Origin of the sequence: Bifidobacterium sp. 2450, assembly GCF_041900695.1 — a bacterium.
GTDB classification, from domain to species: domain Bacteria; phylum Actinomycetota; class Actinomycetes; order Actinomycetales; family Bifidobacteriaceae; genus Bifidobacterium; species Bifidobacterium longum.
This window is the reverse complement of the sequence record NZ_JBHEEA010000004.1, coordinates 38,079-53,525: the sequence shown is the minus strand read 5'-3', so window position 1 is coordinate 53,525 and position 15,447 is coordinate 38,079. Positions and strand designations below refer to the sequence as shown.

Sequence of the window (15,447 nt, the reverse complement as noted above, 5' to 3'; positions counted from 1 at the left end):
AGCACGATGGTATCTACAGCGGTATCACGCCGTCAGCGGCGTGAAGCGCAACGGCGGACCCAACGATCGCATCGCCGAACACTGACCGTCATCATTTCCGCACTGACCACCATCGCCCTGTTCGCGGGGTACTGCGCCGCCGACATCACCGACGTGGCCCCCGGATTATTGACGTTGAAGCCCGTCACCGCACCTGTTTTTGCCGATCCAGCCACCGCCAAATCGGGCGGCACCGTCGCTGGCACCTTGAACACGAACAAGGCCATTGATTCCACGGCCGCTTCTGCGCTGGTCAACGAATTGCTGTCCGCGCAAGGCGTGGGAAACGATACGTCGGTGATCATTGAAGACGCCCAAGGCACCGTCGCTGCCGAACACGAGTCGAACACTCCACGCGAGCCTGCATCCACACTGAAAACGCTGACCGCGCTCGCCGCCTCATCCACCCTGAATATGGCATCCACCTTGGATACCCAAGTGTTCCTCACCCAATCCGATGACGGCACCAATACGTTGACTCTCAAAGGCAATGGCGACATGCTGCTGTCTGCAGGCGATTCTGACGCCAACCATACCAACGGACGTGCCGGTCTGAACACCTTGGCCAAGGCCACCGTGGCCGCGCTCGCCCAGCGAGGCATCACTTCCGTCAATCTCGAGTACGACGACACCCTATTCGGCGACTCACGCATTTCCGCAGGTCTGTCGGAAGGCGGCGCAGTCTTAAGCGACTACACCGTCTACTTCACGCCGGTCTCATCAATGGCGATTGATGGAGGCCGCCAATACACCGCCGATACGCCTGCGCCGGCCGACCCCGATGATTCGGCCGGATACCCGGAACTGTCCCAGCACACCGCCAGCGACGCGGCCACGAAATTCGCCGAACTGCTCCAATCGAACGGCGTGGCCGTTACCGGAGACGTGACGGCAAACACCGCTCCATCCGGCGAAACGCCTTTGGCTTCGGTGAGTTCGGCAACACTGTCCGAAATCATGGCATACACGTTGCGGCATTCGGACAATACGCTGGCCGAGGAGTTCGGCAGACTCACCGCCTTGGCGAAATCAGCGACAAACAGTCCTGAAGGCGGCACGGAAGCGGTCAAATCCACTCTGAACGATCTCGGTCTCGACACATCCGGTCTGACCATGGCCGATTGCTCCGGCCTGTCTCCCGGCTCCCGGCTCACCGTACGCACGCTGGCGGCCGTCCAACAACGTAATCTGACCACCGAGAGCGGTGCTGCTGGTGCGGAAGGTCTATCCATCGCGGGGTTGGTGGGCACGGCGCAGGATCGGTATACGGATGATGCCGTGGCTGGTCTGCTGCGCGTCAAAACCGGCAGCCTCGGCACGGTTACGTCGATGGCCGGCAATGTGTCCCGCACCAATGGGGGAGCGTTGTCGTTTGCCGTGGTGGTCAACAATCCTGAGGATTATGCCGCCGCACGTAGCGCCATCGACTCGTTCATCACCAAGCTCGCGAGGCTGTAAAAGAGGCATCAAGGGCCATCAAGGGCTACAAAGGCCGTAAACGTCCATAAACGCACGAGTGCCTATAACCAGAAAAAAAGGTGGTGAGTACATGGCATATTCCGCACGATTGCGCAAGGCCGTAGGCGCGGTCCGCGCAACGTTGAGCGCCGTGGAACTATGCGATGTGCAGGCTCCCGAATTCGCGCAGCATGGGGACCATGCCGTTGCCTCCGATGCGCCACTCGTGCTCGTGGCCTGTTCAGGCGGGCGCGATTCGATGGCACTGGCTGCGGTGAGCCATATCGTATGCACGTCCATGGGCGTGCGTTGCGGTGCCGTGATTGTGGATCACGGCTTGCAGGAGGGTTCCGAACAGGTCGCCAGCGAGGCCGCGGATCGTTGCCGCGCGTTGGGACTGGGCCCGGTCATCGTGCGCAACGCAACCGTACAGGCGCGCGGCGAGGGCCTCGAAGCGGCCGCACGGCAGGCCCGGTATGACGAGCTGTGCGCCGCGGCGCATGAATCGGGTGCCATTGCCGTGCTGTTGGCCCACACTATGGACGATCAGGCGGAAACCGTATTGATTGGCCTGCTGCGCAGTCGAGGCGTGGATGCGTTGGCTGGCATGCCGCAGGTCTTCACACGCAGTGGCGCGACTTTTGCGCGGCCACTGCTTACCCTTACTCGAGCCGAAACCACCGGCATCTGTGAAGACTTAGGTATGGAATATTGGGATGACCCCACCAATGGCGATGCGGTAGACGGCGAGTTGCCGAATGACTATCCGTTGCGCTCGCGGGTGCGCCACGACCTGCTGCCGGCCATCGAACGATTCGCTGGATTCAATGTCACCCGCCATTTCGCCGAAAGCGCACGGTTGGCCAGAATGGATAAGGAGTATTTGGATCAGCGATCCGACGAGGTGATGGGGGAGGCGGTTACGGCAGTTGATTGGCCGGCATCGTCGGCAGCGGTATCGACCGATACGCCACGAGCCTGTGCGGCAGGCGATACCAACGATTCAAGCCATGGCATCGGCCTGATGATTAGCGTCAAACGTATTGCACGTGAGCCAGAGGCGATTCGGTTGCGGGTCATCGCTCACGCGCTGAGCCAAGCCGGTGTGAACGCCAGTGCTGCCCAGATTGCCGCCATCGACCGGCTGGTCGTCGATTGGCATGGGCAAGGCGGCGTCTCACTTCCCAGAGGTTATTCAGCCAATCGCAAGAAACACGTCATTCGCGTGTGCCAAGATGGAGCGCATGCGAATCGCTGACGTTGAGGAAGATATTGACCACGAGCTGGTCAGCAAAGAACAGATCGATGCCAAGATCCACGAGATGGCTGCTCTCGCGAGCGAGGATTACCGCGATAAGAATCCGCTGCTCGTTGCGGTGCTGAAAGGGGCCGTGAATACGCTGGTCGCGTTCACCCAGACCATGAGCATTCCTGTACAGATCGACTTTATGAGCCTGTCGAGCTATGGCTCGGGCACAGTGTCGAGCGGTGAGGTCACAGTCAGGCAGGATTTGTCCGCCGATGTTCGCGGACGGCACATTTTGATTGTGGAGGATATTGTTGATTCAGGACGCACGCTCGCGTGGCTGGTCGCAGAACTGAAACGTCGTGGTGCCGCTTCCGTGGAAGTCTTCGCTTTGCTGAGCAAGCCTTCCCGCCGAGAGGTGGACGTTGATGTGAAGTACGCCGGCTATGAGATTCCGGACGAGTTCGTCGTCGGCTTCGGCCTCGACTTTGACGAACGCTACCGTAACCTCGATTCGATCGCGGTCCTCAAGCCGTCCGTCTACCAAGGAGTGCAAGCATGAGCTTCCCGCAAGGGCCGGGTAACGGCAATAACCCGAACCCGAACAACAACCGTAACAACGGCAACCCGTTCACCAACCCGTTCAACCATGGCAATAACGGGGACAATGGCAAAGGCAACAAAGAGAACCGCCCGATATGGCAGTCCCCCTGGCTGTGGGGTGCCGTGCTCGTGGTCATGGTTGTGCTGATGTTCCAGATGTTCGCCGGCGGTGGCACCAAAACCATCGATACTAAAGATGGTTTCGCGCTGATCAATCAGGGCAAGGCCACATACGCCGAGATTACGGACAACAAGCAGGTCGTCCGCCTTGAGCTGAAGAATGACTACACCAAGAAGAACGCCGACACCGGCAAGGTGACCAACTACGGCAAGAACGTGCAGTTCCACTACACCTTCGCCCAAGGCGCACAGGTGGCCAAGGCCGTGGAGAACGGCGATCTCGAAAAGGGCTGGACCTCGAATATCGAGCAGACCAGTGTGATGAGCTACCTCATCACCTCGATTCTGCCGTTCGTCATCATCCTCGCCCTGTTCTGGTGGCTGATGAGCCGCATGGGCGGCGCCGGCGGCATGCTCGGCATGGGCGGCAAGAAGAACAGCGGCAAGCTGCTTGAGGGCCAGACCCCCACCACCAAGTTCGCCGATGTGGCCGGTGAAGACGAGGCCGTGGCCGAAGTCGAGGAAATCAAGGACTTCCTTAAGGATCCGTCCAAGTACAAGGCGCTGGGTGCGCGCATCCCGCGCGGCGTGCTGCTGTACGGCCCTCCCGGCACTGGTAAGACGTTGCTGGCCCGAGCCATCGCAGGTGAGGCCGGTGTGCCGTTCTACTCGATGGCCGGCTCCGACTTCGTCGAGATGTTCGTGGGTCTCGGTGCCTCCCGTGTGCGTGACCTGTTCGATGAGGCCAAGAAGAACGCTCCCGCCATCATCTTCATTGATGAGATCGATGCTGTGGGTCGCAAGCGTGGCTCCGGTATGGGCGGTGGCCACGACGAGCGCGAGCAGACGCTGAACCAGCTGCTCGTCGAGATGGACGGTTTCGACAACGACACCAACCTCATCATCATCGCCGCCACCAACCGCCCTGACGTGCTCGACCCCGCTCTGCTGCGTCCGGGTCGATTCGACCGTCAGGTAGGTGTGGCCGCCCCTGATCTGGAAGGCCGTGAGGCAATTCTGAGGGTGCACGCCAAGGGCAAGCCGTTCGTACCGGACGTCGACCTGCATATGGTCGCCGTGCGTACGCCGGGCTTCACCGGTGCTGATTTGGCCAACGTGCTCAACGAAGCCGCGTTGCTGTGCGCCCGTGCCGGTGCCCAGTTGATTGACAACCGCGCCATCGACGAGGCCATCGACCGCGTTCAGGCCGGCCCGAAGCGCAAGTCCAAGGGCATGGCTCTGGAAGAGCTGCGCAACACCGCATACCACGAGGGTGGCCATGCGCTGGTGGCCGCCGCCTTGAACAACACCGATCCGGTGACCAAGGTGACGATTCTGCCGCGAGGCCGCGCCCTCGGCTACACCGCCGTCATGCCGACCTCCGACCGCTACTCGCAGTCGCGCAACCAGCTGCTCGACCAGATGGCCTACGCGATGGGTGGCCGCACCGCCGAGGAAATCGTCTTCCACGACCCGACTACCGGTGCTTCGAACGATATCGAGAAGGCTACGAGCATCGCCCGTACGATGGTGATCGAATACGGCTTCTCCGATAAGCTCGGCGCCATCAAGTGGGGTTCCGACGACGATCAGACCACTGTGATGGATGGTCTGCAGCCGCGCAAGTACTCCGATCGTACCGCTGAAGTGATCGATGACGAAGTGTTGAAGCTGGTGGAGACCGCGCACACCGAGGCATGGACCATCATCAACGACAACCGCGATATTCTTGACGAGCTGGTCCGCCAGCTGCTGGTCAAGGAGACCCTGAACGAGAAGGAACTTGCGGCGATCTTCGCGCCGATCAAGAAGGCTCCGGTTCGTCCGGTGTGGCTGTCCAACGACCGCCGCCCCGACTCGGACAAGCCGCCGGTGGAGATTCCCGAAAGCCTCAAGCGCTCGGTCGGCATGAAGCCGGAAGAGTAGACACGATGACGATTCGGCCCGACCTGTTCATGTGGTTTCTCACGTACGCAGGCCGGGCCGACGTCGTTGTGGACAATGACAAGGGAGAGATGAGATGAACGAAAATATAGAGTCTTGCCAGCGGGAGAAACGCACATACGACGAGGAAGGCGTGCGCGAGGCCGTACGTCTGTTCCTGAAGTCGATTGGCGAGGATCCCGAGCGCGAGGGACTGGTGGAAACGCCTGACCGCATCGCCCGCGCGTGCCGCGAGCTGTTCGCCGGTCTGCAGGCCTCGCCGGCCGATGTGCTGGAGAAGCACTTCGACGTGGACACTAACGAGCTGGTGCTGGTCAAGGACATCGAACTGTATTCGGTGTGCGAGCATCACCTGCTGCCTTTCCATGGCGTGGCCCATGTGGGCTACATTCCCGCCAAGGATGGGGTGATGGGGCTGAGCAAGCTCGCCCGACTGGTTGAGGTGTATGCTCGCCGGCCGCAGGTGCAGGAGCGTTTGACCCAGCAGATCGCCGACGCGCTGGTCGAGTATGCGGGCGCACGTGGTGTGATTGTGGTGACCGAATGCGAGCACCTGTGCATGTCGATGCGCGGCATCAAGAAGTCTTCCGCCCGCACGGTGACCTCTGCGGTGCGCGGTCTGCTACGCAACCCCGCTACCCGAGCCGAAGCCATGAGCTTGATTCTTGACAAGTGACGCAACCTAGGCTCCCCTCTCTGAGGGGGAGCTGTCGCCGTAGGCGACTGAGGGGAGCGAAGGGAAACAACGAAGGGGAGATAACCTATGACTGATTTGCAGGCGTTGCATGACACTACGCACACCATGGTGATGGGTGTGCTCAACATCACCGAGGACTCGTTCTCGGACGGCGGCCTGTGGCTGGACCCAGCCAAGGCGGCCCAGCACGGGCGCGACATGATGGCCGCCGGCGCGGATATCATCGACATCGGCGCCGAATCTACGCGCCCCGGTGCCAAGCGCGTGTCCGAGGCCGACGAACTGGCCCGTATCACCGGCGCCGTCAAGACGTTGATTCCGGCCGGTGCCGTACTGTCCATCGACACCACGCGCGCATCCGTGGCCGCCGCCGCACTGAGCGAGGCCGCGCAAATTATCAACGACGTGTCCGGCGGCACACTGGACGCCGAACTGCCGCACGTGGTCGCCGACCACGACTGCCTGTACATCGTGCAGCATTGGCGCGGCTGGCTCGCCGGCTCCAAGGGCGCGAACCCCGATCAAGACACCTCCGTATACGAGCATGGCGTATTGACCGACGTACACGACGAACTCATGCGCCAAGTCGACGGCGTGCTGGCCGCCGGCGTAAAGCCTGAGCGCATTATCATCGATCCTGGTCTGGGCTTCTCCAAGCCCGGCATCGAGCATAACCTACCGCTGCTGACCGGACTCGAGATCTTCCGCGCCACTGGATATCCGGTGCTGATTGGCCAGTCCCGCAAGCGCTTCATTTCGGCGATGCTTACCGGGGCGGGTGCTGCCGGTGCTGATGGCCCGACCATGGCCCAGCGCGACGACGTGACCGCAGCCTTGTCCGCCCTGTCCGCCGAGCACGGCGCATGGGCCGTGCGCGTACACGATGTGGCCAAAAGCCGCGCCGCCGTCATCGCCGGCAACACCTGGCGCGAATACGCATGATTCCCCTGGCTCCCTGTTTTTGGTTGCTTCTAGGTCTTGGCTCCACTCGGGCGAGGGGAGCTGGCGCCGAAGGCGACTGAGGGGAGCATTTGAGCAGAAAGCCTTACCAATGGACACCATCACACTTACCGGCGTACATGCCAACGGCACCCACGGTGTGCTCGCCTTTGAACACGAACGGCCACAAACCTTCGTCGTGGACGTCACCCTGCACCTTGATCTGGCCGCAGCCGGCCAATCCGACGATCTCAACGACACCATCGATTACGGCCGCGTGGCCAAGGATATCGCGGCTGTCATCGAAGGCCCTCATGTGGACCTGATCGAGCGTCTGGCCCAACGTATCGCGGATAAGATTCTTGCCGATGCGCCGGCCGTCGCCTCCATCGACGTCACCGTGCACAAGCCTCACGCGCCCATCGTCGTGGCTTTTGCAGATGTATCGGTCTCCATCTCGCGCGTGCGTGCCACCGATAATGGACGTACTGCTGAAAAGCATGTCATCCATAACGCGGTGGTGGCCTTGGGGGGCAATGTGGGCGAGGTGGAATCCACCTTGCGAGCCGCCATTCGAGAAATCGATGCGTTGCCTGGCACGCAGGTGACCGGTATTTCGCCGCTCTATCGCACGGCCGCGTGGGGCATGGCTGACGGTACGCCGGATTTCCTGAACGCCGTGGTGGAGCTTGAAACCACAATGGGCAGCCACGAATTGCTCGCCGCGTTGCAAAACATCGAAGCGAACCATGGGCGAATTCGTGAGAATCATTGGGATTCCAGGCCGTTGGACTTGGACATTATCGACTTTGATGGCATCACCAGCGCGGATCCGGATCTGGCATTGCCCCATCCGCGTGCTTGGCAGCGCGCGTTTGTGCTGGCTCCCTGGGCGGCGCTGAATCCGAACGCCAAACTTGCCGGAGCCCATGAGGGGCCTGTAGCCGATTTGCTGGCCGCCGCGCCGAACCGTAACGCCGTGCAGCTCGAGAGCGAAGACTGGATGCTCGGCGGGCATGCAGTCAAGCAAGAATCAGCGTCGGAGTCGGAACCCGTCTCACGCAAGGCGATTATTTCGCTGGGTTCCACCTCGCAGGATGCCGAACGGCTGTTCCGCGAAACCATCGTTTCCATCGACAGTGTTCCTGGCAATCAGGTACAGGGCATTTCGCCGCTCTACCATGTCAGCCATTTCGACGGCCCAGACGCGATGAGCGCGGTCATCCAAATCGAAACCAAGTTGCCGCCCGCCGACCTGATTGCCGTATTGGGCAGCATCGAAAGCGTTCATGATCTGGCAGTCGACCTTGACCTTGTCGACATGGAAGGCGTGACTTCCGACGAGCCCAACTGCAGCATTCCTTGGCCGTCGGCCCGTAACCATGCGTCGGTATTGGCACCTTGGCTGGATATGGACCCGAATGCTTCTCTGGGCGGCGACCCGGTGGCCTTCCTTTTGGCCATGGCACCGGATGCCGGACAGGTCGGATTGCTATCGGACAACTGGATACTGTCGAACAGTTGAGCTGATGGCGGAACCAGTTACGAACGGTAGGCTAGAAACCAGACGGTGACGGACCAGTCTCCGGCCTCGAACAGCCGGGCATGGCAGTGACGAAAACCAAATCAAGATGAACAGCCCAGGCGCGAGGGCCGTTCGCAAACAGCAAACAGCAACGCAACGATAAGGAGGCCGGACATGAAAACACGGCGAACACCATGGTGGCAGTATGTGATCGGTGCCGTGCTGGGCCTGTTGGCGGGTATCGGTCTGGCCTCCTACGGCGAAAGCTCGGGACTGTCGCTGATTGGTGCGCCTCGGATTGTGACCGGATTGCTGGCCGTGCTGGGCGTTATCGTGCTGATCTTGGCCCTGCAAGTGCATAAATACGCGAATACCGACCCCAAGAAGCGTCCGCATAGCTTCATTAATCCCACTATCGCGGTGTATACGCTGGTGTTGGCAAAGGCACTGGGATTGGCGGGCGCAACGCTTGCCGGCTGGTATGGCGGTCAGATTGTGATGAGCCTGAGCCATATTGAGGCGGATTTTTATGCACACGCCGTCACCGAGTGCGCAATTGCGGCCGTGGTGTGCATCGCCGACATGATCATCGGCATTATCGGCGAATGGTTGTGCCAGCTACCGCCGAACGAAGGCCCCGAAAACCCGAAAATCAAGGAAGCCAAGCGCCATAGCGACATAGCCCAAGCCTACAAGCGGTAGTCCGAACAGCAATTATTGGCCGCGTGCGAGAAATATTGGGGTATGTGTGATGTTCTACGCTGTGTAATTCGCACCGTGTTTAGTTAACTGGCTCTTCGCATTTCGAGGTGGTGACATTTTTTGGACTCCCCGACCGGGAGGAGAACCCTTTTATGGTGAAGTACAGCAAGGAGCAGCGCGACAGGGCCGTGGACCTGTACATCAGATACGAGCGCTGCGCCGCGGACGTGATACACGAACTCGGCTATCCCAGCAGGGGGATGCTGCCGGTGTGGTACCGGGGACGCCTCGAGGAGGAACGCACCGGAAGACAGTCCACTCGCGGGAAACGGTACCGGCGGTACACGGACGAGCAGAGACAGGCCGCCGTGGAACATTACCTCGGACACGGCAGGCGTCTGAAACGCACCATGCGCGCGCTCGGCCATCCGAAAAGCCATGAGCCGTTCACCGCGTGGATCGACGAGCTCGTCCCCGGCCGACGCAGGCTGAGGCACGGCCCGGTTCCCGAGGAATCGAAGCGGGAGGCGGTGGTCGCGGTCGCGTCCGGAAGGTTGAAATCACGCGAGGCGGCCGCCGAACTGGGCGTGGAGGCGTCCGTCGTGAGAAACCGGAAACGGCAGATGCTCGCCGTATCCAAGGAGGCGCACGTGACGGAGACACCCGGAGAGAAGCCCCCGACGGCCGGGGAGGGGAAAACCGGCGCGGAGCCCCTGACGCCGACGACCATGCCGACGGCCGCATCCGGCCCCCGGGACGCGGCCGGCCTGGCGGACGCGGTGGCGGCGTCGGAGAAGAGGCCGGCGGAGACACGGCCCGTCTGGACGAGCTGGACGCCGACGTCGAGCGGCAGCGGCGGGAGAAGAGGGAACCGGACATCGAGATCGCGATCCGCCGTGGGGCGTCGGAGCCGTTGGGAAAAGAGCCGGGCGCAGTCCCGGAAAACCTGACCAGCCGCGAGAAGGCCATCCTCGTCGAACAGACCAGTGAGAAGCTCGGCGTGACCGCCAGAGGCCTGCTGCCCATGGTCGGCATCGCGCGCAGCGCGTACCGCTACCGGCTCAACGCCATGAAACGTCCCGACAAGGACGCACCGCTGCCGGAGCTCGTGCGCGAGGCGTTCGAGAACAGCAGACGCCGCTACGGGTACAGGCGCGTCCATCTGGAGCCGAAAAGCATGGGCGTCAGGGCATCCGCCAAACGGGTCATGCGGCTGATGACCCCGCATGGTCCGGTGCCGCTGTTCAAGAGCGCGAAGCGGTACAGCTCGTACAAGGGCGAGCTCACCAAGGCCCCGAAGAACCCGGTGAACCGCGACTTCCACGCCGAGGCGCCGAACCGGTTGTGGGTCACGGACCTGACCGAGTTCGCGATCCCGGCGGGCAAGGTGTACCTGTCTCCGGTCATCGGCCGCCACGGCGGCATGCCGGTCGCGTGGACGATCGGCACGAGCCCCAACGCCGCATTGGCAACGGGATGCTCGAGTCCGCGTGCTCCACGCTCAAGACCGGCGAGACGCCGATCATCCACTCGGACCGTGGATGCCGCTACCGGTGGGACGAATGGATCCGCATCTGCGGGGAGCACGGGCTGACGCGGTCGATGAGCGCGAAGGGCTGCAGTCCGGACAACGCGGCCGCCGAGGGGTTCCTCGGCAGGCTCAAGCAGGAGTTCTTCCACAAGCGAAGCTTCCAAGGCGTCTCGATCGACGGGTTCGCCAAAATGCTCGACGAGTACATGGTCTGGCACAGGGACAAGCGCATCAAACTCGAATACGGGATGAGCATCATGGACAAACGCATCCAGCTCGGGCTCGTCGCCTGAACGTGCGTGCTATCGTTGCGAACGACCATTCAGACAACGAAGTCCAACAAAACGTCACCACCCCCCAAACCTCAACATCCAATTGAACACATACACATGGGTGTTGCTCGGGATGCGGTATTCCGCCGGTCTCGGATTGCATGCCGACAGACGGCCGGAAGTCTTTTTCAGCTTCCTCGCCACGGTTCGCGAAAATCGATTGATTTCATGAACCATGGCAGCGAAATCGCTCCACGGTTCTTGGGTGGAACGTTCGGCGCTCGAGCCGTGGCGCGATATTAGCAATCGGAGTCTCGACATGCTGCGTCTAGTCCCCCGTTAAAAACACACCAAGAAAACGCTCGCGACACACCGTGGGCAAGCTTTTGACTCCATGGCTTGCGCTCGTGCAGGTCGGCTGTTATAGTGAATGAAAAGCTTTTCAGGCCCATGTAACTCAAATGCGGAGGGCCACCGAAACGCGAAGAGCTGCTTTTCGTAAACGTGCTTTTTGTGAGCCTGCTTATGAAAAGCTTTTCATAACTCCAAAGGCGACAAATGCACCGTTGCTCTTGCCGCCTCGGCCGAAGCAATTCGGCGGATATTGCCCAATGAAGGACACAGTAAGGAAGGACCAATGAAGGAGAGCCCCTACAGTAAAGTACGCAATGCCGTATCGGCGGTAATTGCGGGCCTGGTGTGCGTGTCAATGCTCACGGCCTGCTCCTCGTCCACCTCCACGGAAAGCACTGAAGACACTGCGGCCACCGCCCTCTCCGTGGCGGAAAAGGCGATTGACGGCAAGGTGCTGTCCACCGGCGCAAACGGTGAGGAAGCGGCATCCGCGGATGTCGCCAATCTGACGGATGAGGAAGTGCAGAAGATCAAGGACGCCCATCTCAAGGCGGCCTTGGTGTTCCACTACGCAGGCAATGATTGGTACAACGCTCAGGTCGCTGGTCTGAAGGCCACTTTCGAAGAGCTCGGTGTTGAGATCATCGCCATTACCGATGCGGACTTCAGCCCGGACAAGCAGGTTTCCGATATCGAAACCGTGCTGGCCCAGAACCCCGACATCATCATCTCCATCCCGACCGATGCTACGGCAACCGTTGCGGCATACAAGAAGGTGGCCGAAGCCGGAGTCACTCTGGTGTTCATGGATCAGCCGGCCAATGATCTCGAAGCAGGCAAGGACTATGTGTCCGTGGTCTCCGCCGATAACTACGGCAACGGCGTTGCCTCCGCTCACATTCTCGCCAATTCCATCGGCAAGAAGGGCAAGATCGCAGCCCTGTACCACGACGCGGACTTCTTCGTGACCGAACAGCGTTACGAAGGCTTCAAGAAGACCATCCAGGACGAATACCCCGACATCGAAATCATCGCCGAGAAGGGTGTTTCCGATTCCGATCTGGTCTCCCAGTCCCAGTCTCAGGCCGACGCAATCATCAACCAGAACCCCGACCTGAAGGGTATGTGGGCTCCGTGGGATGTTCCGGCTGAAGGTGTTATGGCTGCCGCTCGTAGCGCCGGCCGTACCGACCTGAAGATCACCACCATCGACCTCGGCGAATCCATCGGCGTGGCCATGGCCCAGAACCAGCTGATCGCCGGGACCTCGGCTCAGCGTCCGTACAATCAGGGCGTCACCGAGGCGGAGATCGCCGCCGGTTCCCGAGTGCTTGGCAAGGATTACCCCACTTACGTGGCACTGTCCGCACTCCCCGTGACCCGGACGAATCTCTCGGACGCATGGCAAGAGGTCTACCACGATTCTCTGCCGAGCGACATCCAAGATCTGCTGAAGTAATAAGCCGTACATGATCGGAAGCACAATGGAAACTCAAACCTCAGTAGTGCATATGGAGCATGTCCATAAGCAGTTTTCCGGGGTCAGCGTGCTGGACGATGTCTCGTTCGATCTGCGTCGTGGCGAAGTCCATGCACTGGCAGGAGGAAACGGTGCCGGCAAATCGACGCTGATGAAAATCCTGCAAGGCGTCTACTCCCTGGACTCCGGCACGGTGCAGATAGGCGAGGAAGAATTCACCTCACTGTCAATCGAGACCGCACGCAAGGCGGGAATCGGCATGGTGTTCCAGGAATTCTCCCTCGTCCCCACAATGAGCGTCGCGCAGAACATCTTCATGGGCGCGGAGACGCTGGATAGCTGCCATTTTCTGGACAAGAAAAGCATGCGCAAGCAAGCGAAGCAGCTTCTGGACCGATTGGGCGTCGACCTCGACCCGGATGTTGAAGTGGGAACACTGGCAACGGGATACTGGCAGTTGACGGAAATCGCCAAAGCGCTGCGCGCCGATGCCCGGGTGCTGATTCTCGATGAACCCACGGCCTCGTTGAGCGCCGCGGAAACGGAACGATTCCTCGATCTGGTGCGGCATCTCAAGAACGAAGGCATCTCGCTGATCTACATCTCCCATCGTATGGATGAGATTCGCAAGATCGCCGACCGAATCACCATTCTGCGCAACGGCAAGAACCTGCTCACTTCCAATGTCGCCGATATCTCCGATGAGGAGATTATCGAAGGCATCGTCGGTCAGCATACGGAAAAGCTCGGCAAGCATCAGCAGCAGGAATCCAAGATCGGCGGTACCTTGCTGAAGGTCACCGGCCTCAGCGCCAACGAGGGCGTCGACAATGTGAGTTTCGAAGTGCGAGCCGGCGAGATCGTTGGTCTCGCGGGTCTTATGGGATCGGGCCGCACCGAAGTGACTCGCGTACTGTTCGGCATCGACAAGATCACGTCAGGCACCATCGAACTGGCCGGCAAACCGTATGCGCCCAAGTCCGCCAAGGACGCAATGTCTCATGCAGTGGCTCTGGTTCCGGAAGATCGCCGCGAGCAGGGTCTGGTGGTATCTCATTCGGTACGCAACAACCTCACCCTGACCCGCTTGGACGAATGCCGTAGCAACGGATTGCTGTCCAATAAGAAGATTGAGGCAATCGCTTCGGATCTTATCCAGAGGTTCTCAATCAAGGTGGACGATCCCGCAGCCCCCGCATCGAGATTGTCCGGCGGCAACCAGCAGAAGATCGTCATTGCAAAATGGCTGGGGCGTGAGCCTGATCTGCTGATTATGGACGAGCCCACTGCCGGTGTCGACATCGGCACGAAGTCGGAAGTGCTGGCCAGTGTGACCGAGTTCGCCAATGGCGGCAAAGGTGTGCTGTTCATCTCCTCCGAGCTTTCGGAAATGATCGCGGTGTGCGACCGATACGTGGTGATGAAGCGCGGCAAAGTAGTCGCCGAACTCAGCAGCGAGGGCATCGACACGGAAGCGGATCTGCAGCTCGCTATTCAGCACGCCGGAACGGACGCTGACGAAAGCCAATCAATCCAAGGCAGCGAAGCATTGGAAGGAAAAGAGTCATAATGGTACAAGCATTAAAGAAAATCGATATTCGAAGCAATATCGTCTACGTCGGCGTCGTAGTGGTGTTCATCCTGTTCGCCCTGATGCTGTCGGGCAAAGGATTCACCAGCACGGTCAACCTGCTCAACATCCTTCGCCAGTCCTCAATCATCATCGTGATGGCCATGGCGATGACATTCGTGATAGGCGCCGCGGAAATCGACTTGTCCGTCGGCTCGATTGCCGGTCTCGCCTCAGTGGCCACAGCCATGGCCATTGCCCGGTTCGGCATCGTGGCCGGTGTGCTCGCCGGATTGCTCGTGGGTGTGCTGTGCGGCGTGATCAACGGCCTGCTGGTCGCCTGGGCAAAGATACCGTCATTCCTGACGACATTGGCGATGATGGGCATCACCGTAGGCGTCGCCCAATGGATTACGGACTCCTCGCCTCAGCCGATTCTGAACGCCAACTACAACTTCATCTTTGGCGGCGGCCAGATCGGCATCTTCCCGGTGATCATCATCTGGGCTCTGGTGTTCTTCATCATCGGTGTGATCATCCTCGGCAAGACACGGTTCGGCAAGTACACGCTTGCGGTCGGTGCCAATCCGTTGGCCGCCAAATACTCCGGTATCGATGTGGCGAAGATCCGTTTCTCGGTGATGTTCTCATCCGCCATGTGCGCGGCCGTTGCCGGCATGCTCTACGCAGGGCGTCTGCAATCAGGACGATTCCAGTGGGGTGATGGCGATGAGATGAACGTGATCGCCGCTGTGATCTTGGGCGGCACCGCACTCTCGGGTGGTCGTGGATCCGCGGTCGGCGCAGCAGCCGGCGCCATCCTCATGGCAATGATCAACAACGGACTTATCCTCGCGGGCCTATCTTCCGCCCAGCAGCAGGTGGTGCGCGGCATCATCATCGTGCTGGCCGTCGCATTGGCCAAGCGCAGCAACGATTGATTTTCCATACACATGTGGAATAACGA

Annotated in this window: 14 protein-coding genes; all 14 read left to right on the top strand. The window is 60.4% G+C overall.

What is annotated here, in order from left to right:
- Positions 1 to 6: 6 nt before the first annotated feature.
- Positions 7 to 1,497, top strand: a complete 1,491-nt coding sequence (gene dacB, locus ACEUKI_RS02505; RefSeq protein ID WP_080785925.1) for a D-alanyl-D-alanine carboxypeptidase/D-alanyl-D-alanine-endopeptidase — start codon at positions 7 to 9, stop codon at positions 1,495 to 1,497.
- A gap of 91 nt (positions 1,498 to 1,588) precedes the next feature.
- Positions 1,589 to 2,755, top strand: coding sequence for a tRNA lysidine(34) synthetase TilS (gene tilS / locus ACEUKI_RS02500; RefSeq protein ID WP_374156467.1), 1,167 nt, complete (start codon positions 1,589 to 1,591; stop codon positions 2,753 to 2,755).
- Positions 2,742 to 3,305, top strand: a complete 564-nt coding sequence (gene hpt, locus ACEUKI_RS02495) for a hypoxanthine phosphoribosyltransferase (RefSeq protein WP_080785927.1) — start codon at positions 2,742 to 2,744, stop codon at positions 3,303 to 3,305. Before tilS ends, hpt begins: the two co-directional genes overlap by 14 nt.
- Positions 3,302 to 5,392: an ATP-dependent zinc metalloprotease FtsH gene (gene ftsH, locus ACEUKI_RS02490; protein ID WP_080785928.1), complete on the top strand. Its 2,091-nt coding sequence runs from the start codon at positions 3,302 to 3,304 to the stop codon at positions 5,390 to 5,392. The genes hpt and ftsH overlap by 4 nt, the downstream gene beginning before the upstream one ends.
- 94 nt (positions 5,393 to 5,486) lie before the next feature.
- Positions 5,487 to 6,086, top strand: a complete 600-nt coding sequence (gene folE / locus ACEUKI_RS02485) for a GTP cyclohydrolase I FolE (protein WP_080785929.1) — start codon at positions 5,487 to 5,489, stop codon at positions 6,084 to 6,086.
- Between the two features lie 87 nt (positions 6,087 to 6,173).
- Positions 6,174 to 7,049 (top strand): dihydropteroate synthase, encoded by an 876-nt coding sequence (gene folP / locus ACEUKI_RS02480; RefSeq protein ID WP_080785930.1) that lies wholly within the window; start codon positions 6,174 to 6,176, stop codon positions 7,047 to 7,049.
- A 109-nt stretch (positions 7,050 to 7,158) separates the two neighbouring features.
- Complete coding sequence (gene folK / locus ACEUKI_RS02475) at positions 7,159 to 8,571, top strand: 2-amino-4-hydroxy-6-hydroxymethyldihydropteridine diphosphokinase (RefSeq protein WP_080785931.1); 1,413 nt, start codon at positions 7,159 to 7,161, stop codon at positions 8,569 to 8,571.
- A 174-nt stretch (positions 8,572 to 8,745) separates the two neighbouring features.
- Positions 8,746 to 9,273 (top strand): DUF3180 domain-containing protein, encoded by a 528-nt coding sequence (locus tag ACEUKI_RS02470; protein WP_080785932.1) that lies wholly within the window; start codon positions 8,746 to 8,748, stop codon positions 9,271 to 9,273.
- Positions 9,274 to 9,425: 152 nt separating this feature from the next.
- Positions 9,426 to 10,223 (top strand): hypothetical protein, encoded by a 798-nt coding sequence (locus ACEUKI_RS02465; protein WP_374156466.1) that lies wholly within the window; start codon positions 9,426 to 9,428, stop codon positions 10,221 to 10,223.
- Positions 10,187 to 10,867 (top strand): IS3 family transposase, encoded by a 681-nt coding sequence (locus ACEUKI_RS02460; protein ID WP_374156465.1) that lies wholly within the window; start codon positions 10,187 to 10,189, stop codon positions 10,865 to 10,867. Before ACEUKI_RS02465 ends, ACEUKI_RS02460 begins: the two co-directional genes overlap by 37 nt.
- Positions 10,868 to 10,875: 8 nt before the next feature.
- Positions 10,876 to 11,097, top strand: a complete 222-nt coding sequence (locus ACEUKI_RS02455) for an IS3 family transposase (protein ID WP_229031649.1) — start codon at positions 10,876 to 10,878, stop codon at positions 11,095 to 11,097.
- Between the two features lie 616 nt (positions 11,098 to 11,713).
- The gene (locus tag ACEUKI_RS02450; RefSeq protein WP_080785933.1) at positions 11,714 to 12,889 is read left to right on the top strand and encodes a substrate-binding domain-containing protein; all 1,176 of its coding nucleotides are present in this window, start codon (positions 11,714 to 11,716) and stop codon (positions 12,887 to 12,889) included.
- 25 nt (positions 12,890 to 12,914) lie between these two features.
- Positions 12,915 to 14,480 carry a sugar ABC transporter ATP-binding protein gene (locus ACEUKI_RS02445; RefSeq protein ID WP_374156464.1) on the top strand — a complete coding sequence of 522 codons (1,566 nt, stop codon included), beginning with the start codon at positions 12,915 to 12,917 and terminating at the stop codon, positions 14,478 to 14,480.
- A complete protein-coding gene (locus ACEUKI_RS02440) occupies positions 14,480 to 15,421 on the top strand; it encodes an ABC transporter permease (RefSeq protein WP_080785934.1) in 942 nt (313 codons plus the stop codon). Before ACEUKI_RS02445 ends, ACEUKI_RS02440 begins: the two co-directional genes overlap by 1 nt.
- Positions 15,422 to 15,447: the final 26 nt, after the last annotated feature.